Source organism: Terrimicrobium sacchariphilum (genome assembly GCF_001613545.1).
GTDB lineage: Bacteria > Verrucomicrobiota > Verrucomicrobiia > Chthoniobacterales > Terrimicrobiaceae > Terrimicrobium > Terrimicrobium sacchariphilum.
Genome location: NZ_BDCO01000002.1, coordinates 2,476,512 through 2,503,084, shown reverse-complemented (window position 1 = coordinate 2,503,084; position 26,573 = coordinate 2,476,512). Strand labels below are relative to the sequence as shown.

26 protein-coding genes are annotated in these 26,573 nt (G+C 59.7%); 15 read left to right on the top strand and 11 right to left on the bottom strand.

Annotated features, from left to right (window positions below; genetic code table 11):
- The first annotated feature begins 6 nt into the window (after nucleotides 1-6).
- From prfA to TSACC_RS11690, 5 genes are all read left to right on the top strand, one after another.
- A complete protein-coding gene (gene prfA / locus TSACC_RS11710) occupies nucleotides 7-1,086 on the top strand; it encodes a peptide chain release factor 1 (RefSeq protein ID WP_075079466.1) in 1,080 nt (359 codons plus the stop codon).
- The gene (prmC, locus tag TSACC_RS11705; protein ID WP_075079465.1) at nucleotides 1,086-1,910 is read left to right on the top strand and encodes a peptide chain release factor N(5)-glutamine methyltransferase; all 825 of its coding nucleotides are present in this window, start codon (nucleotides 1,086-1,088) and stop codon (nucleotides 1,908-1,910) included. The genes prfA and prmC overlap by 1 nt, the downstream gene beginning before the upstream one ends.
- Nucleotides 1,903-3,162: a UDP-N-acetylglucosamine 1-carboxyvinyltransferase gene (gene murA / locus TSACC_RS11700; RefSeq protein WP_075079464.1), complete on the top strand. Its 1,260-nt coding sequence runs from the start codon at nucleotides 1,903-1,905 to the stop codon at nucleotides 3,160-3,162. The genes prmC and murA overlap by 8 nt, the downstream gene beginning before the upstream one ends.
- A 117-nt stretch (nucleotides 3,163-3,279) precedes the next feature.
- Entirely contained in the window at nucleotides 3,280-3,516 is a 237-nt protein-coding gene (locus TSACC_RS11695) for a hypothetical protein (RefSeq protein WP_075079463.1), read from the top strand.
- Between the two features lie 216 nt (nucleotides 3,517-3,732).
- A complete protein-coding gene (locus TSACC_RS11690) occupies nucleotides 3,733-3,966 on the top strand; it encodes a hypothetical protein (RefSeq protein ID WP_075079462.1) in 234 nt (77 codons plus the stop codon).
- Here TSACC_RS11690 and rodA read toward each other — a convergent pair.
- The 5 genes from rodA to TSACC_RS11665 form a co-directional block, all read right to left on the bottom strand.
- Nucleotides 3,945-5,015 carry a rod shape-determining protein RodA gene (gene rodA, locus TSACC_RS11685; RefSeq protein ID WP_237763950.1) on the bottom strand — a complete coding sequence of 357 codons (1,071 nt, stop codon included), beginning with the start codon at nucleotides 5,013-5,015 and terminating at the stop codon, nucleotides 3,945-3,947. The genes TSACC_RS11690 and rodA overlap by 22 nt on opposite strands.
- Before the next feature lie 45 nt (nucleotides 5,016-5,060).
- On the bottom strand, nucleotides 5,061-5,795 hold the full coding sequence (locus TSACC_RS11680; protein ID WP_237763949.1) for an ABC transporter ATP-binding protein: 735 nt from the start codon (nucleotides 5,793-5,795) through the stop codon (nucleotides 5,061-5,063).
- 99 nt (nucleotides 5,796-5,894) lie between these two features.
- Nucleotides 5,895-6,356 carry a PTS sugar transporter subunit IIA gene (locus TSACC_RS11675; RefSeq protein ID WP_075079459.1) on the bottom strand — a complete coding sequence of 154 codons (462 nt, stop codon included), beginning with the start codon at nucleotides 6,354-6,356 and terminating at the stop codon, nucleotides 5,895-5,897.
- Nucleotides 6,353-7,207, bottom strand: coding sequence for an NAD(+)/NADH kinase (locus TSACC_RS11670; RefSeq protein WP_169809619.1), 855 nt, complete (start codon nucleotides 7,205-7,207; stop codon nucleotides 6,353-6,355). Before TSACC_RS11670 ends, TSACC_RS11675 begins: the two co-directional genes overlap by 4 nt.
- Nucleotides 7,204-7,935, bottom strand: a complete 732-nt coding sequence (locus tag TSACC_RS11665) for a TlyA family RNA methyltransferase (protein ID WP_075079458.1) — start codon at nucleotides 7,933-7,935, stop codon at nucleotides 7,204-7,206. The genes TSACC_RS11670 and TSACC_RS11665 overlap by 4 nt, the downstream gene beginning before the upstream one ends.
- Before the next feature lie 54 nt (nucleotides 7,936-7,989).
- On the opposite strand from TSACC_RS11665, the gene TSACC_RS11660 reads away from it, so the two are divergent.
- Both TSACC_RS11660 and TSACC_RS11655 read left to right on the top strand, forming a co-directional pair.
- Entirely contained in the window at nucleotides 7,990-8,253 is a 264-nt protein-coding gene (locus TSACC_RS11660; RefSeq protein ID WP_075079457.1) for an acyl carrier protein, read from the top strand.
- A gap of 106 nt (nucleotides 8,254-8,359) precedes the next feature.
- The gene (locus TSACC_RS11655; protein ID WP_075079456.1) at nucleotides 8,360-10,816 is read left to right on the top strand and encodes a glycogen/starch/alpha-glucan phosphorylase; all 2,457 of its coding nucleotides are present in this window, start codon (nucleotides 8,360-8,362) and stop codon (nucleotides 10,814-10,816) included.
- Nucleotides 10,817-10,870: 54 nt separating this feature from the next.
- On the opposite strand, the gene TSACC_RS11650 is transcribed toward TSACC_RS11655, so the two are convergent.
- Both TSACC_RS11650 and TSACC_RS11645 read right to left on the bottom strand, forming a co-directional pair.
- Nucleotides 10,871-11,602 (bottom strand): HAD hydrolase-like protein, encoded by a 732-nt coding sequence (locus TSACC_RS11650; protein WP_084400409.1) that lies wholly within the window; start codon nucleotides 11,600-11,602, stop codon nucleotides 10,871-10,873.
- The gene (locus TSACC_RS11645) at nucleotides 11,599-12,636 is read right to left on the bottom strand and encodes an aldo/keto reductase (RefSeq protein ID WP_075080703.1); all 1,038 of its coding nucleotides are present in this window, start codon (nucleotides 12,634-12,636) and stop codon (nucleotides 11,599-11,601) included. The genes TSACC_RS11650 and TSACC_RS11645 overlap by 4 nt, the downstream gene beginning before the upstream one ends.
- A gap of 167 nt (nucleotides 12,637-12,803) precedes the next feature.
- Between TSACC_RS11645 and TSACC_RS11640 the strand changes: the two genes are divergently transcribed.
- From TSACC_RS11640 to TSACC_RS11625, 4 genes are read left to right on the top strand one after another with little or no spacing between them, the layout of a single operon-like run.
- The gene (locus tag TSACC_RS11640; RefSeq protein ID WP_075079455.1) at nucleotides 12,804-14,039 is read left to right on the top strand and encodes an NAD(P)/FAD-dependent oxidoreductase; all 1,236 of its coding nucleotides are present in this window, start codon (nucleotides 12,804-12,806) and stop codon (nucleotides 14,037-14,039) included.
- 3 nt (nucleotides 14,040-14,042) lie between these two features.
- Nucleotides 14,043-14,948 (top strand): sugar phosphate isomerase/epimerase family protein, encoded by a 906-nt coding sequence (locus tag TSACC_RS11635; protein ID WP_075079454.1) that lies wholly within the window; start codon nucleotides 14,043-14,045, stop codon nucleotides 14,946-14,948.
- Complete coding sequence (locus tag TSACC_RS11630; RefSeq protein WP_075079453.1) at nucleotides 14,945-15,973, top strand: lysylphosphatidylglycerol synthase transmembrane domain-containing protein; 1,029 nt, start codon at nucleotides 14,945-14,947, stop codon at nucleotides 15,971-15,973. The genes TSACC_RS11635 and TSACC_RS11630 overlap by 4 nt, the downstream gene beginning before the upstream one ends.
- Nucleotides 15,970-16,728, top strand: a complete 759-nt coding sequence (locus tag TSACC_RS11625; protein ID WP_075079452.1) for a RibD family protein — start codon at nucleotides 15,970-15,972, stop codon at nucleotides 16,726-16,728. The genes TSACC_RS11630 and TSACC_RS11625 overlap by 4 nt, the downstream gene beginning before the upstream one ends.
- Here the strand turns inward: TSACC_RS11625 and obgE are convergent.
- Together obgE and glgA are read right to left on the bottom strand one after the other, a co-directional pair.
- Entirely contained in the window at nucleotides 16,643-17,734 is a 1,092-nt protein-coding gene (gene obgE, locus TSACC_RS11620; protein WP_075079451.1) for a GTPase ObgE, read from the bottom strand. The two genes, TSACC_RS11625 and obgE, sit on opposite strands and share 86 nt — an antisense overlap.
- A 7-nt stretch (nucleotides 17,735-17,741) precedes the next feature.
- Nucleotides 17,742-18,947 (bottom strand): glycogen synthase, encoded by a 1,206-nt coding sequence (gene glgA, locus TSACC_RS11615; RefSeq protein WP_075079450.1) that lies wholly within the window; start codon nucleotides 18,945-18,947, stop codon nucleotides 17,742-17,744.
- A 111-nt stretch (nucleotides 18,948-19,058) separates the two neighbouring features.
- On the opposite strand from glgA, the gene TSACC_RS11610 reads away from it, so the two are divergent.
- Genes TSACC_RS11610 through TSACC_RS11600 form a run of 3 tightly spaced genes read left to right on the top strand, consistent with a single transcriptional unit; the run spans nucleotide 19,059 to nucleotide 22,380 of the window.
- Nucleotides 19,059-19,460 carry a GntR family transcriptional regulator gene (locus tag TSACC_RS11610; RefSeq protein ID WP_075079449.1) on the top strand — a complete coding sequence of 134 codons (402 nt, stop codon included), beginning with the start codon at nucleotides 19,059-19,061 and terminating at the stop codon, nucleotides 19,458-19,460.
- A complete protein-coding gene (locus TSACC_RS11605) occupies nucleotides 19,457-20,383 on the top strand; it encodes an ABC transporter ATP-binding protein (protein ID WP_075079448.1) in 927 nt (308 codons plus the stop codon). Before TSACC_RS11610 ends, TSACC_RS11605 begins: the two co-directional genes overlap by 4 nt.
- The gene (locus TSACC_RS11600; RefSeq protein ID WP_075079447.1) at nucleotides 20,380-22,380 is read left to right on the top strand and encodes an ABC transporter permease; all 2,001 of its coding nucleotides are present in this window, start codon (nucleotides 20,380-20,382) and stop codon (nucleotides 22,378-22,380) included. Before TSACC_RS11605 ends, TSACC_RS11600 begins: the two co-directional genes overlap by 4 nt.
- Here TSACC_RS11600 and pgl read toward each other — a convergent pair.
- Together pgl and sixA are read right to left on the bottom strand one after the other, a co-directional pair.
- Complete coding sequence (pgl, locus tag TSACC_RS11595) at nucleotides 22,358-23,038, bottom strand: 6-phosphogluconolactonase (protein WP_075079446.1); 681 nt, start codon at nucleotides 23,036-23,038, stop codon at nucleotides 22,358-22,360. The two genes, TSACC_RS11600 and pgl, sit on opposite strands and share 23 nt — an antisense overlap.
- Nucleotides 23,039-23,048: 10 nt before the next feature.
- Complete coding sequence (gene sixA / locus TSACC_RS11590; protein WP_075079445.1) at nucleotides 23,049-23,519, bottom strand: phosphohistidine phosphatase SixA; 471 nt, start codon at nucleotides 23,517-23,519, stop codon at nucleotides 23,049-23,051.
- A 160-nt stretch (nucleotides 23,520-23,679) separates the two neighbouring features.
- On the opposite strand from sixA, the gene TSACC_RS11585 reads away from it, so the two are divergent.
- Nucleotides 23,680-26,568, top strand: a complete 2,889-nt coding sequence (locus TSACC_RS11585) for an aconitate hydratase (RefSeq protein ID WP_075079444.1) — start codon at nucleotides 23,680-23,682, stop codon at nucleotides 26,566-26,568.
- The last annotated feature ends 5 nt before the right edge of the window (nucleotides 26,569-26,573 follow it).

The window sequence follows — 26,573 nt, the reverse complement described above, 5'->3', positions numbered from 1 at the left end:
ACTGCTGTGGACTTCTCCGGACTGATCGAAAAAAAGCGCACCCGCTTCGACGAACTTGAAAGCGCGGTGACGAGTGGATCGTTGTATGACGATCCCGCGAAAGCCCGGGAAATCCTCCGCGAACACGCGCGGCTCAAGGAACTCCTGAGCATCGCGGACGAATGCCGTCGCATCGAGCAGCAGATCGCGGAGAATCGCGAACTCGCATCGGACAATGATGCCGAGATCGCCGAGATGGCCCAGGCTGAACTCCCCGAGCTGGAGCAAAAGCTTCCCGAGCTGGAGAAGCGACTTCAGATCGCGCTGCTCCCGCCGGAGCCCGATGAAGATCGCGACGCCATCGTAGAAATCCGCGCTGGCACAGGCGGCACGGAGGCCGCGCTTTTTGCCGCCGACCTCTATCGCATGTATGTGCGCTTCGCCGAGGCGAATAACCTCAAGATCGAGGTGATGGACACCAGCGAGGCCGACTTGGGCGGCCTGAAGGAAATCACCTTTCGCCTCTCCGGCGAAGGCGTGTTTCGCAAGATGCGTTATGAGTCCGGCGTCCACCGTGTGCAACGCGTGCCCGCCACGGAAGCCCAGGGACGCATCCATACATCCACGGCGACTGTAGCCGTGCTCCCTGAGGCTGAGGAAGTCGACGTGGAGCTCAAGATGGAAGACCTCCGCATCGAGGTTTGCCGCGCCGGCGGTCCCGGTGGACAGGGAGTCAATACGACGGACTCCGCCGTCCAGATCCTGCACATCCCCACGGGTCGCATCGTGCGATGCCAGGATGGCCGCAGTCAGCAGCAGAACAAGGAACGCGCCTTGCAAATCATGCGTTCCCGCCTGCTCGAGGACAAACGCCGCGAGGAAGAGGAGAAATACTCCGCTCATCGCAAGGCCCTCATCGGCGGCGGTGGACGAGAGGAAAAAATCCGCACCTACAACTTTCCGCAGAATCGCGTCACCGATCATCGCATCGAGATGACGCTGAAAAGCTTGGATCGCTTCATCGAAGGCGACATCAAGGAAATGATCGAGGCTTTGCTGTCCAGCGACATGGAGCAGCGCTTGCAGGACGCCCAGAACGAGGCGTGATGACCGTCCTCGAAACTCTCACGGCCGCCGCGGATTACCTCGGCAAGCATTCCGTTGAGAGTCCGCGCCTGAATGCCGAGCATCTACTCGCCCACACTCTTGGCAAGAAGCGCCTCGACCTTTACCTCGAGTTTGATCGTCCCCTGAGCGATGCGGATCGCGCTCCATTGCGCGACCTCGTACGTCAGCGCGCCCAGGGCAAACCCTTGCAGCATCTGCTCGGGACAGCGGAGTTTTTTGGCCATACCTTCCTGTGCGATGAGCGCGCGCTGATCCCCCGCCCCGAGACCGAGCAGCTTATCGAGTTTGCGCTGCAGTATCCCAAGCCAGCCCGGATTCTCGATATCGGCACGGGCAGCGGCGTGATTGCCATCACGTTTGCGCTGGAGTTTCCCGACTCGGAGGTATTTGCCACCGACCTGCACGCCGAAGCCCTCAGCCTCGCACGACAAAACGCCGAGAAGCTCGGAGCAAAGGTGCATTTCTCCCAAGCGGACCTGCTTCCGTCCGAAGGTGGACCATTTGACCTGATCATGGCCAACCTGCCGTACATTCCGGCAGGTGACATTCCCGACTTGCAACGCGAGGTGCAGTTCGATCCCGTTTCCGCCCTCGACGGCGGCCCGGACGGCCTCGATATCATCCGGCGGCTCATCGCCACCGCGCCCGCTCATCTCATTCCCGGAGGACGCATCGGTCTGGAAATCGGACACGACCAGGCAGCCCTCGTATGCGAATTGTTCTCCGGGAACAATTATCGGGACATCACCGTACGTCCCGATTATCAAGGTATAGAACGTTTCGTCTTCGCGAGTTATGGATAAAATCATCGTTCACGGAGGAGCCGCACTGAATGGCTCCGTGCGCATCAGCGGATCAAAGAACTCCGCCCTGCCTATCTTGGCCGCGACACTCCTGACCAAGGAACCGTGCGTGATTTCCCGCGTTCCCGACCTGAGCGACATCCACTACATGCTCACCATCCTGAGTGAACTCGGGTGCGAGGTGGAGCGGGCCAGCGGCATCGTGACGGTGAAGGCGGAAAAAGTTCTCACCGAGGCACCCTACGACATTGTCCGCAAGATGCGCGCCTCGGTCTGCATCCTTGGCCCCCTGCTCGGTCGCGAGAAGGAGGCTACAGTCTCCCTGCCCGGTGGCTGTGTCATTGGTGATCGACCGATCGATCTTCACCTGCGTGGATTTGAAGCCCTCGGCGCGGCTGTTCGTGTGCAGGGCGGTAATGTCAAGGTACTCGCCCCCGAGTTGAAAGGTGCCACCATCAATCTGCGCGGCAAGTTTGGTTCCACCGTCCTGGGCACCGACAACGTCATGATGGCCGCCGTACTCGCGGAAGGCACCACCGTCATCGACGGCGCCGCCGAGGAGCCGGAGGTCGAGGATCTCGCCAATTTCCTGATCAAGATGGGCGCGCGCATCGAGGGCGCAGGCACCCGTCGCATCATCATCGAGGGCGTGAAGGAACTCCATGGTGCCGAGCACGAGGTGATCCCCGATCGCATCGAGGCAGGAACATTTCTCGTCGCAGCCGCCATTGCGGGCAAGGAGGTCACGCTCAAGCGCGTCGACCCCGCCCATTTGCAGGCCGTCATCGAGCCTCTGGCACACGCTGGCTACGAGATCTCGAACGGCAAGGATTACGTCACGCTCAAGGCCAATGGCAGCCATAAGTCGCTCACCCTTGAGACGCTTCCCTACCCGGGATTCCCGACCGACATGCAGGCTCAGATGTGCGCCTTGCTGGCGATGACAAATGGCGTCAGCGCGATCACGGAGAATGTCTTCCCGCAGCGTTTCATGCACGTGGCCGAGCTCAAGCGCATGGGCGCCAATATCGAGCTGCAAGGGGCTACAGCCGTCATCACCGGCGTCGACCGCCTGAGCGGCGCTCCCGTGATGGCCAGCGATCTTCGCGCCTCCGCCGCCCTCGTCCTTGCCGGACTCAAGGCCGACGGAATGACCGAGATCAACCGCGTCTACCATATCGACCGCGGCTACGAGAGCATTGACGACAAGCTCAATGGCCTCGGCGCACAGATCGAGCGGGTCAAGATCTAGGGTTCATCTTCCATGCGCGGTTATATCGAGTTCGGAGACGAAGCTCGAGTGGCCTGGGAGGAACGAGAACACCGCACACGTCGTCTTTACTCAGGCATTCGCGGTGCGATTTGAGCCATGGACAAACCTCGATGGCTCACAGCCTGGGCGCTCGGTCAATTCACGGTTTTCGCTTTCGCGGTCTTCGCCGTCCTTTCGTCATTCAAGGCATCGACGCCAGCCTCGGTATTCACCGCCATACTGTTCTCCTGGCCGATCTTCCTGCTGTGCATCCATCGCGCCGCCCGCCGACTCGATCAGCGCCACCATCTCCTGCAAAATCTGGAATCCTCGATCTCCGCAGATGAACACTGAACAGCTCAGGAAAATCGGCGGCAGTTCGGCGAACTGACGGAAAAGGAACGAAAATTTCAGGACAGCTTCTGGAACGGAGCAAACCAAGGACTTCGCCAAGGCGGAGGCGGATCGGTCATCGTTGGGATCTATCTCGCCCTGGTCTCCCTCGGCACCTATCTAATCTACCATCTGATCTACCATCTGATCCGCGAAGGCCCGGATTTACTCGCCGACGTGATCTGCCACAAGCTGCTGCCGGAGCGAATCCCGGAGTTTCATACCCGATTCAACGCGCAGAACTGGCTGCACAACGCCTTCTCTGCCACTGCGATTCACTTCATCGGACTTGCCATCGTCGGAATGATCCTTGCGGCCTTAATTCCGATCTTCCCAACCAAAGGTTGGAACGTTCGCGGCGAGCGCGTCGTTCTTGTCAGCGAATCACGCTATCGCACCACCTTGCGGTGAATCCAGATGCTCTGGAGGAGTCCCATGCTGAAGAGCGTGATGAGCAGGAAGGAGCCACCGTAGCTCACAAATGGCAAAGGTAAGCCGGTAATCGGCGTCACGGAGATCGTCATGCCGATATTCATGAAGGTGTGCGTGAATAGCAGCAGCAGAATGCCTATCGACAATAATCGCCCGAGATCGTCACTCGCCTCCATGCCGATGTGCAGGATGCCCACAAATAAGAGAGCAAGCACGCCGATCAGGATCACGCCGCCAATGAATCCATGCTGCTCTCCCATGACGGAGAAGATGAAGTCGTTGTGGACGATGGTGACGGGGAGAAAACCCAGCTCATTCTGGGTATTGGGGGCTTTGAAGCCCTTGCCATAAAAGCCGCCGGAGCCTATGGCGATGAGAGATTGGTTGATATTCCAGCCGTCGCCCTGGGGATCAAGGTCGGGATTCAGGAACGTAGTGATACGGGCGTATTGGTAGGGCTTAAGTCCAAAATGGACCACGAGAGGCACCAAGGCCACGCCGATGATCAACATGGCCGCAAGCCAGCGCTTCGGGATGCCACCGATGAACATCATGGCGAGCAGAACCGGCACCCAGACAATGCAGGACCCCAGATCGGGCTGGATGAGAATCATCAGCCACGGAGCGCCCACGATGGCTCCGCAGGCGAGGATGCGCAGGATCGGCATCGTCCTGCGCGACGCCTCAAGGTACACCGCCAGCGTCATGATTCCTGCCACGATGGCAAGCTGAGAGGGCTGGAAGCTCATGACCTTCAGGTCGAGCCAGCTTTTGGCTCCGTAGCGCTCCTCGCCGATCACCATCGTCGCCACCAGCCCCAGGATGCCCAACACGTAGATGGGCACCGCCCCAAAGCGGATCCAGCGATAATCGATGAGCGCCGTAACGAAGAAGACAGGGAGACAGATGCCGATCCAGATGAGCTGGGACGACCAATAGTTCTCATTGCGCATCCAGGTGGCGCTATAGATCGAATAAACGCCATAGGCTAGCAGGGCCGTCATGAGCAACATGACGAACCAGTTCATGCCCAGAATCTTTCGGAGAAGAGGATGCATCGAAACGGAAAATCTTTACGCCAGCTGCGGCACTGCGGCCAGCAGGGTTTTCGTGTATTCGTGCTGGGGGCGTGAATAGATCGCGTCTGAAGATGCGGACTCCACGATGCGACCGTGATGCATCACGAGCACATGGTCGCTGATATGCTGAACCACCGCGAGATCGTGCGCGATGAACAGATAGGCGATACCGAGCTTTTCCTGCAAATCCATGAGGAGATTCACGATCTGCGCCTGAACGCTCACATCGAGCGCGCTCACCGCTTCGTCGCAGACGATGAACTTGGGTTCAACCGCCAAAGCACGCGCGATACCGATCCGCTGCCGCTGCCCCCCGCTGAACTCATGCGGATACCGGGAAGCCATCTCGGGTTTCAATCCCACCTGGGTCAGCAGGTCGGAAATACGAGCGCGGCGCTGGGTAGCCGTCATCTCCTTAAAATGCGTGGTCAAGGCCTCGCCGATGATCGATCCGCAGGTCAGACGCGGATTGAGCGACCCAAATGGGTCCTGAAAGATCATCTGCATCTGGCGACGCAGGGGCCGAAACTGCCGTTCATTCAGGGGCAGGATATTTCGCCCCTCAAAATACACCTCCCCCGAGGTCGCCGGACCGAGTTTCAGCAGGGCACGCCCGACTGTGGTCTTGCCACTCCCGCTCTCGCCCACGAGACCAACCGTCTGGCCCGGTTCGATGGTAAAGGAAACGCCGTCCACCGCCTTGATCTCGCCCACTTTGCGCCGAAGCAATCCTCCATGGACCGGAAACCAAACGCGTAAATCTTTGACCTCAAGCAAAGGCATTGGCGGATAAGCAAAGGCGATAGGGCCGAAGTGTCAAGGCAGCCTTCACAATTTGACCTCCGCCGCGCCGAGCAAATGGATGAAATCCTCGGGAGTTTTGGCGGCGAGGAGTCGTTCAAACTGGTGGCGGTCGCGGCAAATACGGGCGATCGCCCCTACGATACGCAGGTACTCCGAGTCGAAGGCGCTGGGGATTCCCGCCACGAAAACGAGGCGAACAGGGTCTCTCACATCCCGACAGCTAAAACCAGGAGTCACCCGGCCCGCAGCCATCACAAGCTCCGTCACGCTGTCGGTCCGGCCGTGAGCGAGGCAAATCCCCCACCCGTTCTCGGAAATAGCCGGAGCATTGCGGGCTTTGACCGCTTCCTCCAACTGGGCAAAGTTTGTCACCCGGGGATCGCCGTTGAGTTTGGAGAGTACTGCCTCCACCGCCTCCGCCTTTGATTTTGCAGACAGCGCAAGATTCACATGATCGGGCTGCAGAACGTCAGAAATGGGTGTCATACGTTGCTTCCGCTCCACTTGAGTTTCTGCCGCAGCACCTCGGGAAAGAGTTTCTCCGGGAGCATCACAAGAGGCAGACGTCGGTCACTTTGCGAGATGCGGAGGGTGTCGCCCAGATGCATGGCGTGATTCCCCTGCCCGTCGACCGTCACAAAGACGGAGTGCTCGGCTACGATGAGTTCGCTGGTAATGATCGATCGATCGCTCACGACCGTGGACCGATTGGTCAACACATGCGGACAAATCGGAGTAATGACAAAGCCGCCCGAGTCCGGCATGAGGATCGGCCCGCCCGCAGAAAGCGAATAGGCGGTGGACCCGGTAGGGGTCGCGATGATGAGGCCGTCGGCATTGTAGTCCGTCAGCTCCGCTCCATCGATCTTGACGCGCAGTTTCACCAATTGGGATCGCTCGCCGCGGCTGATGACGACGTCATTGAGTCCATACATCTTGCGGATTTTTCCGCCGGATGAAATCAACTCCGTCAAAAGAAGGCTTCGCTGGCTCAGGATATAATCCTTGCGAGTGATGCTCTCGACCGCCCGAGGGATCTCCGTGGCAGCGGCGCAGGTCAGGAAACCCAGGGACCCGATATTGATGCCGAAGATGGGCTTGATGTCCTCGCCGATTTTGTGAACGACGCGCAGAATTGTGCCATCGCCACCCATTACGACCAGCAGGTCGCACTGGCGGGCCAGAGCGCGCTCATCCAGGTCGGACAGTATGCCTGCGATCTCGGCAGTGGATTTTTCAAGGAGGAAGCCGACCTTTTTTTCCTGCAGGGCGCCGATCATGGCGCGCACCTGCTCGGCTGCTTCCGTTTTTTCGGTATGGGCGATGAGTCCGATCACAAAGATAAATGAGCGAGGAACTCGACATTCCCCTCGCGGCCCTTGATAGGCGAAGTCGTGACGCCATGCCAGCATTTGCCGTGCTGGGCTACAAAGTCACGGATGCGTGCCACCGCCTCCTCGTGATACAGCGCTTCCCGGACCACTCCACCTTTGCCGACCTTGTCCGGCGAAAGCTCAAACTGCGGCTTGATGAGCACGATCATGTCGCCCGGAGGCGCAAGCAGGGCAAACAGCGCAGGCAGGATCAACGTCAACGAGATGAAGCTCACGTCCGCCACCGCCAGGTCGACCGGCTCGCCAAGGTCCCCGGCCTTCAGGTTGCGGGCGTTGAATCCCTCGTAAACCTTCACTCGAGGGTCCGTACGCAGGGACCAGTCGAGCTGGCCATGGCCCACATCAAGGGCGTGAACCCGTAATGCCCCTCTCTGCAAGAGGCAGTCCGTAAATCCCCCGGTCGAGGCTCCGACATCCACCGCCACTCGACCGGTGGGATCGATTCGAAAAAAATCAAGCGCCCCCTCGAGCTTCAATCCGCCTCGACCGACATATTTTTCTCCACCACGCACCTCGATTTCCACATGCTGGGGCACCTGCTGGCCCGGCTTGGCTGCTTTTTGCCCAGCCACGTAGACCTGCCCGGCCATGATGGATCTCTGTGCTTTTTCGCGAGATGGAAAAAATTGCCTCGCCACCAAGAGGTTATCGAGGCGTATTTTTGACGACATACCTCCGTATAAAAAATCCTGTTCAACTTGGAAACCCCGATTAGATCGTCCGCCATGCCAGATTCCGACCTGACCTCCCGCATCAAGAAAATGCTCGTTGAAAGCCTGATGTTGAAGGTATCGCCCGACGACATCGGGGATGACACCCCTTTGTTCAGCCCGGAAGGCCTCGCTCTCGACTCGATCGATGCTCTGGAACTCGCCGTTAGTCTGGAAAAGAACTTCGGCGTCGCCACTCCGAGCTCCGAGGTCGCCCGGGAGGCTTTCGTCAGTGTAAACACGATCGCTTCCTACGTGACGGCCAAGCAGCAGGCTTAAGCCGCGTAAATAGCGGAGGAATTTGTGTAACAAGTTCGCCGCAATCGAATTTGGCGCGAATTTTGCTCTTTCCCTGACTTCCCATTCATACGAAACGAGATAAAGCATGAGCCAGTTCCAATCCGCTCTCGATACTTCCATTCCCGGCCTGAAACGGCTGATCCAAACCCACCTCAAGTTTAGCCTGGCTCGAGACGCCTCGACGGCCACGAAGCGCGACTGGTGGCTCGCAACCTGCAAAGCTGCACAGAGTGTCGTAGTGGAGCGAATGATCGCCACGCAGGCGGTGCATCACAACAGCAACGCCAAGCGGGTGTACTATTTGTCCCTCGAGTTTCTCATGGGACGCCTGTTTTCCAACACGATCTACAGCGCGGGCATCATGGAGAACATGGTTCACGCGCTCGAGGAACTGGGACTCGATTTTGAAGAACTCCGCAGCGAGGAGTACGACATGGGCCTCGGTAACGGCGGTCTCGGTCGCCTCGCCGCCTGCTTTCTGGATTCCCTAGCCACACTCGACCTTCCGGCCATCGGCTATGGCATCCATTACCAGTACGGACTCTTCAAGCAGGAGTTCCGCAATGGCTACCAGGTGGAACTGCCCGATGCCTGGATGCGCGACGGAACGCCTTGGGAGATCGTGCGTCCGGAGCACGCCACCGAGATCAAGGTCTACGGCTACGTCGAGAATGTCTTCGACGACCGCGGCAACTACGTATCCCGCTGGAACGGCTGGAAAAAGCTGCTTGGAATCCCTTACGATATTCCGATCCCCGGGTACGGCACAAATACCGTCAATTACCTGCGGCTATGGGAATCTCGTGCGGCCGAGGATTTCGATTTCGAGGCCTTCAATCGCGGGGGCTACGACGAAGCGGTGCGCGAAAAGAACCACAGCGAAACCATCTCCAAGGTCCTTTATCCGAACGACAAGACCGAGAGCGGCAAGGAACTGCGCCTGCTCCAGCAGTATTTCTTCGTCGCATGTTCGCTGAAAGACATCATTCGCCGTTTCCGCAAGACGAATGAGGACTGGAGCGAATTCCCGGAAAAAGTCGCGATCCAGCTCAACGACACCCATCCGGCGGTTGCGATCGTCGAGATGATGCGCCTGCTGCTCGACGAGTACAGCATGTCCTGGGGACCGGCGTGGGAACTGGTCACGAAGACCTTCGCCTACACAAACCACACCCTTCTGCCGGAGGCGTTGGAAAAGTGGAGCGTCGGCCTGTTTCAGAAGGTACTGCCGCGCCATCTGCAGATCATTTTCGAGATCAACAAGCTCTTCCTCGACGAGGTGGAGGCCAGATGGCCGGGAGATACCACCAAGAAGCAGATCCTTTCGCTCATCGAGGAAGGCCCGACCCAGATGGTCCGCATGGCCCACCTTTCGGTCGTGGGCAGCCACTCCGTCAACGGCGTTGCCGCTCTGCACACGGAGTTGCTGAAGAAGGAGCTGTTTCCGGAATTTGACGCCCTTTACCCGGGCAAGTTCAACAACAAGACCAACGGCATCACGCCCCGCCGGTGGCTGCTCGCCTGCAACCCGCGCCTCAGCGACCTGATCACATCCAAGATCGGCCATGGCTGGGAGCGCAATCTCGACAAGCTGCGCGAACTCGAAGCCTTTGCCGACAACGAGGAGTTCAAGTCGGCCTTCATGCACGTGAAGCATGCCAACAAGGTCGACCTCGCCCGGATCATCAAGGAGTCCTGCGATGTCTCGGTCGATCCATCGGCGCTCTTTGATGTCCAGATCAAGCGCCTCCACGAGTACAAGCGCCAGCACCTGAACCTCCTGCACATCCTCGCCCTTTATCGCAGGCTGCTCCAGGATCCGTCGCTGGACATCACCCCGCGCGTGTTTGTCTTCGCCGCCAAGGCGGCTCCGGGTTACGACCTGGCGAAATGCATCATCAAGGCGATCAACTCGGTCGGCAAGGTGATCAACAACGACAAGCGCATCAACGACCGCCTCAAGGTCGTCTTCCTGCCAAACTACCGTGTCTCGCTCGCGCAGCGCATCGTCCCGGCAGCCGACCTCTCCGAGCAAATCTCAACCGCAGGCAAGGAAGCCTCGGGAACAGGCAATATGAAGCTCGCCCTCAACGGCGCGCTCACGATCGGCACGCTCGATGGCGCGAACGTGGAGATCCGCGAGGAAGTCGGCGACGACAACATCTTCATCTTCGGCATGACCGTGGAGGAGGTCAACGCCCTCTGGGCTCGCGGGTATAATCCGCAGGATTACTACAACGCCGACGAGGAGTTGCGCGCGGTGGTCGACTGGGTGGGCTCCAACTACTTCACCCCCGACGAACCGCACGGCGTCCTCAGCATGCTCCGGGACAATCTCTACTACAGCGATCCGTTCCTCTGCCTGCCGGACTTCCGCTCCTACAGCGATGCCCAGAAACGGGTCGACGCCGCCTTCCGCGACAAGGACAAGTGGGCCAAGATGGCCATCCTCAACACCGCGCGAGTGGGCAAATTCTCCAGCGATCGCACGATCATGGAGTACGCGAAGGAAATCTGGAAACTCGACCAGAAGCCGTTCTAAGAAACGGCTGGCCTTTCTCAGGCTGCCCGGCTCCGGCCGCGGCAGCCAGAAAAGCTATTCCTTGGTGGGATGCCCTATCGGAATGTCGAGGAGCTGGCCCGGCTTTTCCAGGATATCCAGCAGACTCTCCGGCTTATCGTAAAGCCTTCCGGGTTTCATCCCCTCGAGCGAGCGACGGCTGTTATATCCCCAGCTGACTGCCGCCATGGGAATTCCGGCCTTGTGCGCCGCCTCGATGTCGCGAGTCTCATCTCCGACGAAAAGCATGTCTCCATGCGCAAACCGGAAGTCCTTCATTACCTGACGAATCTCCCGCGCCTTTCCAAGCAGCTTCGAGGAGCTACGCACGAACTGAAAGATCTCGAGATCGTGATTGCGAAGAAAGGTACGGACATTGTCCTCACTATTGGACGTGATGATTCCGAGCGCAAACTGCCGACGATGCAATTCCCTCACCAGTTCAGGAATGCCCGGCAAGGGAACCACCCGGTCGATCTGCCCATGGAGTGCCGCAGTGCCGCGGGAGCCGATGCGACTCAGCTTCGTCGGTGACACACCCAGGAATTTCATCAACTCCCGCGTGCGCATGTCGCGCGCATGCTCGAGTTCCTCCCTGCTGAGCTTGCGGAAGCGAAACTCGTCCGCCAGCTTGTTCAGGATCTCGAAGGCGATCTCGAACGTATCTGCCAGAGTGCCATCAAAATCGAAAACGATGACCTTGGGAGCGACGACGACAGGGGGCTTTGGCTTGCGACGTCCAAAGACCCGATGTGCCCAATGCTTCACGCGGTGGCTTCCGCGGGCAGCTCCATGGTTCCCTTGTAGCGCCCCTCCTCAGGTTCCAGGCCGAAATTCGCCTTCACCAACGCCTCGATGCGCGCCAGTTCCTCGGAAGAAAGCGGAGCCACATCGGCAGCAGCGGCAAACTCCCGCAGCTGCTCGACATTGTAGATATTCGGCAGCACGGAAGCGACGCGATCATCAGCAAGCAGCCACTGGATGGCCGCCTGGCCGAGCGTACGCTCTCCTCCTTTTTCCAGGAAGCGAAGCTGCTCGACTTTCTTGACGCCGTTCGTGAGCCAGGACTTGGGGCGATGGCTGCGATGGTCATTCGGAGGGAATACCGTCTCGGCAGTGTATTTGCCCTCCAGCATGCCGGAAGAGTGTGGAACGCGGATCAGGAACATCGTGTCTGCCTGTGCATCGCGCGCCGCATCCTGGATGGTCTTGCCCGGATGCTGCTCAAGAAGATTGTAAATGTGTTGGAGCACACCGGGATTGCGACGCCGAATGGTCAGGACGCCTTCAGCGAGCCAGCCAATGGCGGGTCCCAGAGCGACGCCATAGTGCTTCACCTTTCCAGCGGCACGCAGGTCCTCGAGGGTCTCCCAAAGAGCGTCATCCTCCACCTGCTCGAAACGAATGTTGTGCAATTGCAGAAGATCAATGGTGTCGGTCTTGAGGCGCGTCAGGGCCGCCTCCGTGGCACGGCGGATGTTCTCCGGGCTGAAATCCTGAGGGATCTCGCGCTGACCGCGACGTTCTTCCCCATGATTCACAAAATCGTAGCCCACCTTCGTCGCGATGACGATGTCATCACGACGATCTGCGAAAGCCTTGCCGATGAGTTCCTCACTGCGGCCATTTCCGTAGGTATCTGCCGCATCAAAGAGGGTGATCCCGAGATCCAGCGCCTCTTTCATCAATGCCACCGCCTCGTCATCCGTATAGTTGCCCCACCAACCGGTGGAAACCGTCCAGAGACCAAATCCAACTTCGCTCACACGTATGTCCGTGCCTCGGAATGTGCGGTACTTCATATTGGCAGGGAACATGCCATTGCCTGAAGCGATTTGCCAAGTTACTATCGCTTTTACTTTTCAACTGTGCCGCTTTTTGAGTCATGACCGCCGGTTTTCCTTGCTGCCGTGCGAGGAAAAGCTCTAGCTGCGGGGATGGCACTCCGGCACCTCCAGGAAAGAACACCGTGGTCGTAGTCATAGGAGCAGGATTGGCAGGACTGGCGTGCGCTCGCAGTTTGCAGCATGCCGGTAGAGAGGTGATTGTCCTCGAGGCAAATTCGGAAGTCGGAGGCAGAGTCCGACACGAGCGCATCAATGGATACACCTGTGATCTGGGCTTTCAGGTCATCATGGATTCCTACACCAGCCTGCGGGCGCATGTTGACCTTTCCGCTCTCCGCCCACGGTATTTCGACTCTGGTGCCATCATGTGGGATCACCGGAAGTTTTATCAGGTTCACAACCCTCTGAAGCACCCCACGTCGGCCGGCGCCGCTTTTGCAACTTCCGCCCTCACCTGGCTCGACAAGGCTCGGATCACCAAAATGGTGGCAGATCTCCTGCTCTCCGTGGATACAGATCTCGAGAGTCTCGAAGATCCCGAAGAAACCACCCTTCAGCTCCTAAAAAAAAGGGGCGTTAGCGAGATGGCCCTGAGGAGATTTTTCCGCCCATTCTTCGGAGGTGTATTCCTGGATGATACGCTGAGCGCTCCCGCATCGCTCTTCCGCTTTTATTTAAAGAAATTCGCCTCCGGGCGGGTGTTTGTTCCTGCCGAGGGTGTCGGAGCACTGCCCGCGCAGATGGCCTCGCGATTGCTTCCCGGTTCGCTACGCCTGGACAGCCCCGTACAAAGCATGGAGGTGAAAGGAGGTAAGAGCGCGAGTATTTTTCTCACCGGAGACCGCATTGTTCACGCCTCGCGGGTCGTGATCGCCACCGCAGAACCCACGACCCGGAGACTGATCCAGGACACCACGCCCTGCCGGGCTCACACTTCAACCCGTGTCGTGTATTTTTCCTCGCGCAAAAGCCTTTATCCAGAGCGAATGCTCGTTCTCCCGGCGGGAGAAGAACGTCTGGTGCGGCATTTCGTACAGATCACCAACATCGTGCCCGAGTATGCGCCGGACGGCGCTCACCTGATCAGCGCGACGATCCTGAAAGACCAGGGTCTGAGTCCTGAGGACATCATTGCTCGCGCCCAAGCGGAAGTTTCAGAGATCTTCCCCCATGCGGCGGACTCTCTCAGGTTCGTCCATCAGCGCCACGTGCCCTACGCGACCGTGAAAGCCGGACCTCCCCCGGTGTCTCCCTGGCCCAACGTTCATCTCGCTGGGGACCAGGTCTCCAGCAGCAGTATCGATGCCGCGATTCGATCCGGTGAAAATGCGGCCCGGCTTATTCTGGAATCCCACTAAGACATGCTTTCCTTTTCGACAGCATGGAACTCGAACCGGCATCGCAGCGGCGAAAGCATCGTTCGCGAAATTCTCGAAATGGGATTCGATGCCATCGAGCTGGGACATGGGCTGAAGGCGCATACCGTGCACGAGATCCTGTCGTTTCAGGAGAAGGAGGGATTCCGGGTTTCCAGTCTGCACAACTTCTGTCCCCTGCCCCCGGAGGTGATGGTCGACAATCCCGACTGCTATGAGTTCACCTCCCATCGGCTCACAGATCGAAAGCGGGCGGTCCGATTGACCCTGCAAACGATCGACATGGCGGAACGCTTCGGAGCAAAGGTGGTCGTCCTGCACACGGGACGAATCAAAACGCTCAAGCTTACCCGGCACCTCCGGGAACTCGTGGAAAATGAAGGAAACTTCACCCGTCGCTATTCCAAAGAGAAATTGTGCGCGGTTCTCCGGCGAGAGAAGGTCGGCGAGTCCTACATCCAGCGGGCGCTGGACTGCCTGATGGAGATCACTGACTATGCCTCGGAAAAGGGCATCCGCCTCGGCATCGAAAATCGTGAGCACTACGAGGCCATGCCGTCCGAGCATGAGTTTGTGAACTTCCTGCAACGACTCGACGCTCCCAATGCCATGTACTGGCATGATTTTGGCCATGCCCAGATCAAGCATAACCTCGGCTTGCTGGATCACTCCGACTGGCTGCGGAAGATGGGTCCGCGCACGATGGGCTGCCACGTCCACGACGTCGGCTGGCCGTTCCAGGATCATCGCGCGCCCTTTACCGGGGAGATCCCATTCGAGAAACTCGTGCAATTTCTTCCGCCGGATTGCCTTTTCGTCTTTGAACTTCATCCGAGAACAGCCAAAGAAGACATTCTCTCCGCCGCCGCAAGGTGGCGCACTCTCCGATGAAGCGCACTCTCCTGACCATCCTCCAAATCGTCGTTACCGTCCTGCTCCTGTGCTGGATCTTCCGAGATCCCACCAAGCGCGACCAGATGGCGACCGCCCTCCACACGGCGAACTTTCTGTGGCTGATCCCAGGGGCGCTGGCTGTGGGCATCGCCTTTTCCCTGCAAACCCAGCGCTGGCGTATCCTTTTGGCCGCGCAGGACATTCACATGGGTTGGTGGCGGGCGATGCGCATCTTTCTCATTGGAGCGTTTTTCAACCTCTTCCTGCCGGGCGGCACCGGTGGCGATGTCGTGAAGATCTTCTACGCCATGAAAGAGACCAAGGACCGCAAGAGCGCGGCCTTCCTGAGTGTGCTGGTCGATCGCATGATGGGCCTTCTCGGCCTAGTCGCGGTTGCTGCCACGCTCTGCACGCTGGAGTTTAACCTCCTGTTTTCCAAACCGATCACCCAGGCGCTCATGGGTTCGCTGGGCATCATCCTCGGCGGTTCCCTAACATTTATCGTAGGTGGCTTTCTGGTGGATTACTTTCGCCTGGCGCACAAGCTTCCCACATGGCTTCCGCTCCACGCGAAGATTCTCGAGTTCGCCACGGCTTTTTCCACCTATGCCCGCAGTCCAAAGACACTGCTGGCGACGTTTGGCATTTCCATTCCCTCGCATCTGCTGATGTTCCTGGCCTTCTATTTTGCCGCACGGGCGTTCGGCCTGTTCGGCGGGTTTGATGGCTTGATCGATGTCTTCGCGGTTCTCCCCGCGATCATGACGATCGCCTCGCTGCCGGTGAGCCTTTCCGGCCTCGGCGTGCGTGAAGGTCTCTTCCAGCAAGTCTTCTCCGAGTTGTTCAATACGCCAGTAGGAACCGCCGCGATGATCTCCATGACGGGATTCCTGATGATTGTCTTCTGGGGGCTTGTCGGCGGAGTCATTTACATGCTTTTCCGACCCGTCGGCGGCATCCATATCCGTGAATTGGAGCAGGAAGTGGAGAAGGTCGAAAAGACCATCGAAGACGCGGCGTGAAAGCATCGAGGCTAAAGGTCTCCGTGAACTTCGCCATCACCGCAGACGGCAAAGTCTCGACGCGGAAAAAAACGGCCTCGGGCTTTACATCGGAGAGCGACAAACGCCGCTTCCGCGAAATACGCGCAGAGGCCGACGCGGTCATGGTTGGCGTGGGAACACTCACTACGGACAACATGTCCATGGGCGTAAGCGATCCCGCCCAGCAACGCGCTCGCAAAAAACGCGGCCAGTCGCCCCAGCCGCTACGAGTCGTCGTGAGCGCATCCGGGCGATTTGATCCCAAAGCAAAAATTTTCACTCAGGCAGGCGCTCCGATCGTGATTTTCTCCACCCAGGCCATGCCGGAGCGCGTCCGGTCGTGGCTGGCTGCGAAGGCCGACGTATGGCTTTTTGAGACGTCGGTCGATCTCGCGGAGATGATGCGCATCCTGCGGGCGGACTACCGAATCCGCTCGGTGATCTGCGAGGGCGGGCCGACGTTATTCCGCTCCCTGCTGGAGGCGGATCTGGTCGACACTCTGCACCTCACCTGGGCCCCGGTGATCTTCGGAGGCCGTGAGGCATCCACGCTCACCGGACTCCCCGGCGAATTCCTCCCTCATCTGGTGCGTTTCAAGCTGTCCAGCCAGGAAGTCCTCGGCGGCGAGTGCTTCCTGACCTATCGCATTAAACGGCAGGCGAAGACGCCAGCTCCTCAAGCAGCTTCCGCAACTCGTCAATCCCCTCGCCCTCCTGGGCGCTCATTGGGATAATCTTCACCTTGCGGACCTTGGACTTGAGGCGCTTCAGGTTTTCCTTGGCCTCGGGCAGATCGACCTTGTTGGCGATGACCGCCCACGGTTTGGCTGCGAGGTTGGGATCGTAAAGTTTCAACTCCTGCCGAAGCGTCTGGAAATCCTCGACCGGATCGCGGCCCTCGCTGCCTGCGGTATCGAGTACGAATAAAAGCAACTGGCAGCGCACGATGTGGCGCAGGAACTCGTGGCCAAGCCCCTTGTTCTCATGCGCGCCCTCGATCAAGCCTGGGATGTCCGCGACGGTGAGACGCTGGTAGCCATTGAGATCGACCACGCCGACCACGGGGTTCAGAGTTGTGAAAGGATAAGGAGCCACCCGCGGATGAGCGGCGGAAATCTTGCCGAGCAGCGTGCTCTTGCCCGCGTTGGGATAGCCCACGAGGCCGACATCGGCGATCGTGCGCAGTTCCAGCGCGAACCACCCCTCCTCGCCGGGCCAGCCGTCGGTCGTGCGGCGCGGGGCGCGATTCGTCGAGGTCTTGAAATGCGAATTGCCCTTGCCGCCGTCTCCTCCGGCACAGAGGACAAACCGCTGGCCGGGTTCTGAAAGATCCGCCACGGGTTCCATCGTGCGCAGGTCGAGATGGCTCTTCTTTACGGGCTCCTCCGAGGCCTCCAGGTCTTCGTAGAGCGGGATATCTGTCGGCGCGGGCACCTGATCCGGCAGGCGGTAGATGATCGTTCCGACGGGCACACGCACGATATGATCCTCGGCGCTGCGGCCATGCTTGTCCTTGCCCTGGCCGTGCGCGCCGCGCTTGGCGCGGATGTTGGGCTCATAGTACAGGGAGACGAGGTTGTCCGTGTGGACATCGGCCTCCAGGATGATGCTGCCGCCCTTTCCGCCGTCGCCTCCATCCGGACCGCCCCGGGGCACGAACTTCTCGCGGCGAAAGCTGCAACACCCGTTGCCGCCATCGCCAGCCTTGGCATGGATACGAACTTGATCGACGAATTTCACCCGATTTTTACTTTGTGACGAGAGTCTCGTACAGGTCGGCGGTCTGTCGCGCAATGGCAGACCATCCAAATTTTTCCTCCACCCGACGGCGTCCGGCGGCTCCGAAGGCCTTGCGCTTGGCCGGATCACTCATCAATTCATTCACCCGGCCCGCGAGATCACGCGAGAAGCGATCGGGATTCGTCGCCTCAAACGGACTCTCCTTCATCTGGTCGAGCGAAACGAGGAAGCCGGTCTCGCCATGTATTACCACTTCCTTGATGCCGCCGACATTGCTGGCGACCACCGGGGTGCCGCAGGCCATGGCCTCGAGGTTGATGATGCCGAACGGCTCGTAGATCGACGGGCAGACAAATGCCGCCGCGTTGCTGTAGAGCTCGACCTTGCTCTTGGTATCGACCATCTCCTCGATCCAGATCACGCCAGGGCGTGCACGCTGCGCCGCGCTGACGGCGTTTTTCATCTCGGTGGCGATCTCCGCCGTATCGGGGGCTCCGGCACAGAGGACGACCTGAAAGCCCGGGTTCATATGGCGGATCGCGTTGACGAGATGAATGATACCCTTCTGCCGCGTGATGCGACCGACGAAAAGGATGTACGGCTCGACAGGATTGATCCCAAAACGCTTCAGCGCGTTCTTGCTCGTGACCGGGCGATATTCGTCGAGGTCGATGCCGTTGTAGATGACGTGCATCTTTTCGGGGGCGATGTGGAAGAGCTTGTTCACATCACGCTTGGTTTCCTCAGAAACCGCGATCACCGCATCGGCCATCTCCAGCGTGGTGCGCTCCAGCCAGCAGGTGAAGTCATAGCCGCCGCCGAGCTGCTCGCGCTTCCAGGGGCGGAGCGGTTCCAGAGAATGAACCGTCACGACGAGCGGGATGCCGTAGTTGAGCTTCGCCAGGATGCCGCCAAAATGCGCGTACCACGTGTGGCAATGGACGACATCGGCGTCGATGTTGGTCGTGTTGAAATCAATGCACCGCTGCAAGGCCCCAAAGACCGACTTCAGCGGCTTGGGACACGTGTAGGCATCGGAAACAAGCCCGTACCCGAGCGCCGACAGATTTCCGGAAACCTGGTTCTGGTCACCGAAACATCTCACATCCACCGGCATCAGCTTGGCCAGTTCGCGGCTGAGGTACTGCACATGGACACCTGCTCCACCGTAGATGTGGGGCGGATACTCGTTGGTCAGGAAGAGTGCCTTCACAACACGAGTCTAGCAAAGGAGTTGCATCCGGCAAGAGTGCTGCGGGGACCCTGACATACCGTCAAAAAGCGATCTCTTGACCTCAACTGTATTATTTGCATTAATACACTTATGTCGCTTCGGTTTGACATCACCCCCGGCTCGCCCCAGCCGATCTACGAGCAGATCGAGGGACAAATCCGGAGGTGGATTGCGACGGGAACCCTCAAGGAGGGCGATCAGCTCCCATCCGTGCGTGCATTGGCCGAGCAACTCACCGTCAATCCCAACACCGTCGCCCGGGCCTACTCCGAACTCACAGCCGAGGGATTGGTGGCGTCGCATGCAGGGCGCGGCGTCTTCATCGCCGCGCGTCGCCAGATTTACTCCGAGGAAGAACGGCTTCGCAGGCTGTCCTGCGCGATGAAGCGGTTTTTCGATGAAACGGCATTTCTCGACATCCCTCTCGCCGAAATCCTCCGTCGTCTGGAGGAGGCCGGAACCGACTACTTCACCCATTCCCCAAAGCCATGAGCGAATACGTGATCGAAACCCAGGGACTCACGAAATACTTCGGCAAGACCTGCGTGGTCTCCGAACTCAATCTCAAGGTGCCGAAAGGCAGCATCTTCGGCTTCCTCGGGCGCAATGGCGCCGGGAAAAGCACGACGATCCGCATGCTTCTCGGTCTGGTCGAACCTTCGCGCGGGTCCGCCCAGGTGCTTGGGAAAGACTGCTGGAACCTATCACCTGATGATCGCGCCCGTATTGGCTATCTCCCGGAGGGGCACCACGTCTACGGCTGGATGACCATCGAGGAGTGCGGAAAGTTTCAAGCCGCGTTTTATAAACACTGGAACGCAAGCATCTTTGAGGCCGTCCTATCCCACTTCCGTCTCGACCGGAAAGGCAGGGCGGGCAATCTCTCGCGCGGCCAGCGCGCGGGGCTCTGCCTGGCGCTCGTGCTCGCGCCGGAGCCGGAACTCCTCATCCTCGACGATCCTGCGCTTGGCCTTGATCCCGTGGCTCGCCGCAGCCTCATCCAGTCGATGCTCTACGTCACGCGAACGACCGACCGCACCATCCTCTTTTCCTCGCATCTTCTCTCCGACGTCGAGCGCGTGGCGGACGAAATCGCGGTGCTCGATCTCGGAACGCTGCGAGCATCCTGCAAGCTGGAGACCTTTCGCCAGCATGTCCGCCAGTTTGTCATCCGGCATGACGGCAACGAACCTCCCCTGCCCGACTTGCCCGGCCTTCTGCAAACCTTCCGCACAGATACGGAAACGAGTCTGACCTTTGCCAATATCGGCCCTGCCGAGATCCAGCGCATTCAGGTACTGACGGGAAATCGTATCGAGGAGGTTCCGCTTAGCCTGGAGGACGCATTCGTGACTTATGTCGGCGAGCGCGGCGCGAAGAGCTTTTTCACCAAAGATCTGGAGGACGTAAAATGAAGGCATTGTTTTGGAAAGAATGGCGGGAGAACCTGAAATGGGGCCTGCTGGCGATGGCGGCCATCGCTGTCGCGATGGTCTACGCCCTGCGACAAGGTGGAGACTCGGTTGATAGCTCATGGGCAGGGCTTCAAAACGAGCAGTTCCTCACCGTCACAGCGTTCGGGTTTCCCGTCATTGCCCTGGCCCTGGGTTTTCTCCAAATCCTGACCGAGCTTCGCCGGGATCAATGGGCGTTTCTCCTGCACCGCCCCGTTACCCGTCTCCAGGTCTTCTGGGGCAAGGCCCTGCCGGGAACCGCTCTGTATCTCGTGGCGGGCGGGCTGCCACTGGCAGCGTCGGCTTACTGGCTTTCCCTACCCGGCAGCATCGCCGCGCCGTTTGACATCAGGCAGATCCTTCCGGGATCAGTCAATCTCCTCGCAGGACTCTCGTATTATTATGCCGCTTTGCTTATCAGCATCCTCCCCGGGCGATGGTATGGACGGAAGGTTTTGCCACTCGCGGCGGCGCTGCTGGGATCGACGTTTGCCAATACAATCATTCTGTCGCCCGCTTTGATTGGACCTATCATCGTCCTGACGAGCATGATCATCGCCGCAGCCAGCGCTCATGCCGCGAGCGGCTTGTTTCGTAGAATGTCAGTAGTTGGAAAGTGCGGTATACTTTCCGTCTACCTTCTTGGCCTGCTCGTCGCCGACATGGTCTTGTCCTTGGGATGGATGATGCTGTTTCCGCCTCAACCTCTCAGTTATCAACGATATGGGGTAGACCAGAATGGCGAGGTAGTCCGGATCACCACGCGGTCGAACTGGTACGAAAAAGTCGAAACACTCGACGGCAAGCAAATCAAGCCGGAGAAAAGGGCTTTCGAATGGGCCGACTTCCTCTTTCCGACGATGCTCTATTACGCCACACCGGATGGATTCCGCGACTTTCGCAGCCCACGCGCTTATTTTACTTACGAGTCAAGCAACCGGACTGCTCCGTTCGCCTGGTATTATATTAACGATTTGGGAATCTTCCGGGTCTATTCCACGGAAACAAAAATGCCGCTGGGAGTCCTTGGTCCCAATGGATACGCGCCGATCGACAACACCGGACAGGCGGGACGATTCCATCCGGGCTTCAGCGCTTACAAATCAACAGTCATTGGTGACCGGGACGGAGTGTATATTCCGGATCTTGATGCTCGTTCCGTAAAGAAAATCTACGCGGCGGCACCTGGGGAGCAGATCATCTCCGCCGCTCGTCTCCCGAAACCGAAAAAAGAGGGAGCGCAGGAAGAATATGCCATTGGCTCGAATCAGGCCATTCAAGTCGTCACAAAATCGGGCCCCAGGGCTCGTATTGCCTTGCCCGTTGCTCCGAATAAAATCACAGGTGTTGAGTTTTATCGGCCAGAGAGCGGAAACTACACCCTATTTATCAGGGGACGCTTCCCACAGGGCATCGAGCTTGCCGTCGCTTCGCCGGACGGAAAAATCACCCGCCAGCAAACTCTTCCCTTGCTGTATAACAGTCCGCCTCAATCCATCTCAAAATGGCTTGGCGAAGCGCTCACGCCTTTGGGCGCGAGACTTCTGGGCGCCGGGATCACCCAGGCCCTGCAATTCGTCGAGAACGGATATTACCGCATGGTAACCGAATGGAATGCAGCGGAAAAACCCTTGGAAATGCTTCGCTGGCTGGCCGCAGCTGCGGTTGGCCTTCTTTGCGCGGCCTTAATTCAAATCCCGCTGAAGCGCGACCAGTTCGCCGGGCAGCGCCTCGCGTGGACCGTGTTTGCCTTCTTTTTCGGAGTCTTCGGACTGCTCGCTTTCTGGATCGCCAACGACTGGCCGCGACGCCTCGCCTGTCCATCGTGCAGCCGGAAGCGCTCGGTGGAGCGGGAAACCTGCGAGCATTGCGGCGCGGGGTGGCCCGCGCCGAAGCAGGATGGAACCGAGATCTGGGAGGGGTTGACCGAGGAGGCTACGCCCCCAGCAGCCAGGTGAGCTTGCCGTCGGTCGGATTCACCGCGGCGCTCGGATAGTGCGATGTGCCGCTGAAGACCTCGTCGAGCACGGCGTCCTTGCCCTTGCTGTTCACGAGGAAGCAGACGTGGCGCGAGGCGTCGAGAAGCGGATAGGTGAAAGTGATGCGATGCGTGTCGAACTTCGGCACGAAATTCGCAACCACCCAGCGATCCGTGATCTTGAGCGCCTCGGTGCCCGGGAACAGCGAGGCGGTGTGTCCGTCGTCGCCCATGCCGAGCAGGAGCAGGTCGTGGCGGTAGTAGTCCTCCCCGGCGGCGTGCTGGCGGAGGGTTGCCTCATATTCCGAGGCAGCCACATCGGGCTCGGCCTCGGCGCGGATGCGCAGGATGTTCTCTGCCGGGATCGCGATGTGGTCAAACAACGCCAGTCGGGCCATGCGGTAGTTGCTCTGCTCGTCGGTCGGCGGGACGCAGCGTTCGTCGCCGAAGGTGAAGACCCATTTCGACCAGTCGGTCTGTTCCTTCAGGAGCGCCTCGTAAACCGGGCGCGGGGTGTTGCCGCCGCTCAGGGCGATGCGGAAAACGCCGCGTGCGGCGATGGCGGCGGCGGCCTCCGCGCGGATCAGGTTGACGGCGTCTGCGACGAAGTTGGTGGAGTGGATGATCTCGGGTTTCATGGGGAAAGGGTTACATCAGGCGGGCGGGAACGAGAAACTGGAGCTGTCCCTTGCCGGGGTTGATCTGGCCGATCTGAACGGCGGTCAGCGTGGTCTTGCGGATTTTCAAGGCGTCGGGATCGGGCAGCCCGAGCAGGTAGGCGATGGTTTCGCTGAAATCCGGCTCGTGGCCCACGACCATCACGGACTCGTTTTTGGAATACTCCTGGATCTCGCGCAGGTAGGTCTCGGGAGCCATGCCGGCCGCCAGCCACGGCACCTCGGTCGCCTCGATGTCGCCGAGACGGTCGGCCACGATCTTCGCCGTCTGGCGGGCGCGGACGAGAGGGCTGGTCAGGATCACATCCGGCACGATACCGAGCCGCAGCAGGAATTTACCCGCTTTTTCTGCCTGATCGACCCCCTTGGAGGTCAGCTTGCGGGCAAAGTCCGTCTCGGCGTCTCGTTCGGCCTCTGCGTGGCGGAGAAAAAATAAAACCATGCGGTGAAGGGACGTTTTGCCCGCTTGCGTATCGCCCGTCAATCACGGGAATATCCGCCGGTTGGCATGTCGTTTGCTGGCATGGGTTTCCTCCGCCGTCCATTTGCCTGCATAAATTGCTGGCGCGACGCTTTATTTTATCTTCTATAACCACCAAACTATGATCTCAGACACGCAGCGTACCTTCGACGCAGGCAACGGTAAGACCGGCCTCCTCTACTCGCTCCCCGCCCTCGAAGAGCAGGGCATCGGCAAAATCTCCCGCCTGCCGGTCAGCATCCGCATCGTGCTCGAATCCGTGCTGCGCAACTGCGATGGCAAAAAAGTGACCGACAAGGACGTCGTCACCCTGGCCAACTGGAACGCCAAGGCCCCGGCCCCGGAGGAAATCCCCTTCGTCGTCGCCCGTATCGTCCTGCAGGACTTCACCGGCGTACCGCTACTCGTCGACCTCGCCGCCATGCGCAGCGCCGTCTCCCTCAAGGGCGGCAATCCCAAGATCATCGAGCCCCTCGTGCCCGTCGACCTCGTGGTTGACCACTCCGTGCAAGTGGATTTCTTCGGTTCCGCCCAGGCGCTCCAGATGAACCTCGCGCTCGAGTTTCAGCGCAACCGCGAGCGTTATGAATTTCTCAAGTGGGGCCAGCAGGCCTTTGAGACCTTCGGCGTCGTGCCTCCGGGCATCGGCATCGTTCACCAGGTCAACCTCGAGTATCTCGCCAAGGGCGTCCTGAGCGCGAAGAGCGACAAGGGCACCGTCTACTACCCCGACACGCTCGTGGGCACTGACTCGCACACCACCATGATCAACGGCCTGGGCGTCGTTGGCTGGGGCGTGGGCGGCATCGAGGCCGAGGCCGGCATGCTCGGCCAGCCCGTTTACTTCCTCACCCCGGAAGTCGTCGGCGTGAACCTCACCGGCACCTTGAAAGAAGGCGTCACCGCGACCGACCTCGTGCTCCGCGTAACCGAGATGCTCCGCAAGCAGAAGGTGGTCGGCAAGTTCGTCGAGTTCTTCGGCGAGGGTGCGGCCGCGCTCAGCGTGACCGACCGCGCCACCATCGCCAACATGGCCCCGGAATACGGCGCCACGATGGGCTTCTTCGGCGTCGACGAGGAGACGCTCGCCTACCTGCGCGGCACCGGCCGCTCGGAGGAGAACTGCGCTGCGTTCGAGAACTACTACAAGGCCCAGGGCCTGTGGGGTATCCCGCGCAAGGGCGAGGTCGACTACACCGTCGAACTCGATCTCGACCTCGGCACCATCGTTCCCGGCGTGGCCGGCCCGAAGCGCCCGCAGGATCGCATCAACCTCAGCGAACTCGGCAGCACGTTTGAGAATCTCTTCACCAAGCCCCTCACCGAAGGCGGCTACGGCAAATCCGCCGCGGACCTCAAGCTCGCGGTGCCCGTGCACATCAACGGCCATGGAAACGGCGATTCCGATGACCTGCCCTCGACCGACTCCACGACCAACCACCTCAAGGAAGGCGAAGCCCGCAACAAGGAGGAGATGGTTGAGAATCGCCCGACCGGCGACGACATCTCGAAATTCCCGTCGCCCTACAAGACGGCGGATACCGCCATCGGCAACGGCAGCGTGCTCATCGCCGCCATCACGAGCTGTACAAACACCAGCAACCCCAGCGTAATGCTCGGCGCGGGTCTGCTTGCCAAGAAGGCCGTCGAAAAGGGCCTCAAGGTGAACCCCGCCGTGAAGACCTCGCTCGGGCCTGGCTCCCGCGTGGTGACCGATTACCTCGAAAAGACTGGCCTTCAGCCGTACTTTGACAAGCTCGGCTTCCAGACCGTCGGCTACGGCTGCACGACCTGTATCGGCAACTCCGGCCCGCTCCATCCGGCGCTGGAAGACGCCATCACGAAGAACGACCTCGTCGCCGCCAGCGTGCTCTCGGGCAATCGCAACTTCGAAGCCCGCGTGCACCAGAACATCCGTGCGAACTTCCTCATGTCCCCGCCGCTCGTCGTGGCCTTCGCCCTCGCAGGCACGGTCGACATCGACCTGAGCCAGGACGCCATCGGCAAGGGCACGGATGGACAAGACGTGTACCTCAAGGACATCTGGCCGACACAGGAGGAGATTCGCTCCGCCATGGCCGCCGCGCTCAAGCCCGAGGTGTACCGCAAGCTTTACACCGACTTCGCCGAGCAGAACCCGAAGTGGAACGAAGTCCCCTCCTCCACCGGTGACGTTTACCAGTGGAACCGCTCCAGCACGTACATCCAGGAGCCGCCGTTCTTCGCCGACTTCTCGATGGAGGCAGGAACGATCTCGGGCATCTCCGGAGCCCGCCCGCTGGGCATCTTCGGCGACAGCGTGACGACCGATCACATCTCGCCCGCTGGCGCGATCAAGAAGACTAGCCCGGCTGGCAAGTTCCTGCTGGAAAACGGCGTCGCCGTCGAGGACTTCAACAGCTACGGCTCCCGCCGAGGCAATGACCTCGTGATGACGCGCGGCACCTTTGCCAACGTGCGCATCAAGAACCTCATGCTCCCGGGCGTGGAGGGTGGCTACACGGTTTACTTCGGCCAGGGCGACGTCCCGGCTCCGGACAAGGAGATGACCACCGACAAGGGCGGCAAGCCGACCTTCATCTACGACGCCTGCATGGCGTACAAAAAGGAAGGCACCCCGCTCATCATCATCGCCGGTCAGGAATACGGCACGGGCTCCAGCCGCGACTGGGCCGCGAAGGGCACGAACCTCCTCGGCGTCAAGGTCGTGGTGGCGCAAAGCTTTGAGCGCATCCACCGCAGCAACCTCTGCGGCATGGGCGTGCTCCCGCTCCAGTTCCCGGAAGGCGTGAACGCCCAGACGCTCAGCCTCGACGGCACGGAGTCCTACGACGTTCTCGGCCTGTCGGATGAGATCCAGCCTCGCCAGGACGTGACGCTCCGCATCACCCGCAAGGACGGCTCGGTCGTCGATCAGGTGGTCAAGCTGCGCATCGACACTCCGATCGAGGTCGACTACTATCGCCATGGCGGCATCCTGCCGTTCGTCCTGCGTCAGTTGCTAAGTTAAAAATC

Excerpts from the sequence above, each read along its gene's own strand:
- prmC (WP_075079465.1), top strand. The coding sequence starts at position 1,086 with ATGACCGTCCTCGAAACTCTCACGGCCGCCGCGGATTACCTCGGCAAG.
- murA (WP_075079464.1), top strand. The coding sequence starts at position 1,903 with ATGGATAAAATCATCGTTCACGGAGGAGCCGCACTGAATGGCTCCGTG.
- TSACC_RS11695 (WP_075079463.1), top strand. The coding sequence starts at position 3,280 with ATGGACAAACCTCGATGGCTCACAGCCTGGGCGCTCGGTCAATTCACG.
- rodA (WP_237763950.1), bottom strand. The coding sequence starts at position 5,015 with ATGAACTGGTTCGTCATGTTGCTCATGACGGCCCTGCTAGCCTATGGC.
- TSACC_RS11675 (WP_075079459.1), bottom strand. The coding sequence starts at position 6,356 with ATGACACCCATTTCTGACGTTCTGCAGCCCGATCATGTGAATCTTGCG.
- TSACC_RS11665 (WP_075079458.1), bottom strand. The coding sequence starts at position 7,935 with ATGTCGTCAAAAATACGCCTCGATAACCTCTTGGTGGCGAGGCAATTT.
- TSACC_RS11660 (WP_075079457.1), top strand. The coding sequence starts at position 7,990 with ATGCCAGATTCCGACCTGACCTCCCGCATCAAGAAAATGCTCGTTGAA.
- TSACC_RS11655 (WP_075079456.1), top strand. The coding sequence starts at position 8,360 with ATGAGCCAGTTCCAATCCGCTCTCGATACTTCCATTCCCGGCCTGAAA.
- TSACC_RS11645 (WP_075080703.1), bottom strand. The coding sequence starts at position 12,636 with ATGAAGTACCGCACATTCCGAGGCACGGACATACGTGTGAGCGAAGTT.
- TSACC_RS11635 (WP_075079454.1), top strand. The coding sequence starts at position 14,043 with ATGCTTTCCTTTTCGACAGCATGGAACTCGAACCGGCATCGCAGCGGC.
- TSACC_RS11630 (WP_075079453.1), top strand. The coding sequence starts at position 14,945 with ATGAAGCGCACTCTCCTGACCATCCTCCAAATCGTCGTTACCGTCCTG.
- TSACC_RS11610 (WP_075079449.1), top strand. The coding sequence starts at position 19,059 with ATGTCGCTTCGGTTTGACATCACCCCCGGCTCGCCCCAGCCGATCTAC.
- TSACC_RS11605 (WP_075079448.1), top strand. The coding sequence starts at position 19,457 with ATGAGCGAATACGTGATCGAAACCCAGGGACTCACGAAATACTTCGGC.
- TSACC_RS11600 (WP_075079447.1), top strand. The coding sequence starts at position 20,380 with ATGAAGGCATTGTTTTGGAAAGAATGGCGGGAGAACCTGAAATGGGGC.
- pgl (WP_075079446.1), bottom strand. The coding sequence starts at position 23,038 with ATGAAACCCGAGATCATCCACTCCACCAACTTCGTCGCAGACGCCGTC.
- sixA (WP_075079445.1), bottom strand. The coding sequence starts at position 23,519 with ATGGTTTTATTTTTTCTCCGCCACGCAGAGGCCGAACGAGACGCCGAG.
- TSACC_RS11585 (WP_075079444.1), top strand. The coding sequence starts at position 23,680 with ATGATCTCAGACACGCAGCGTACCTTCGACGCAGGCAACGGTAAGACC.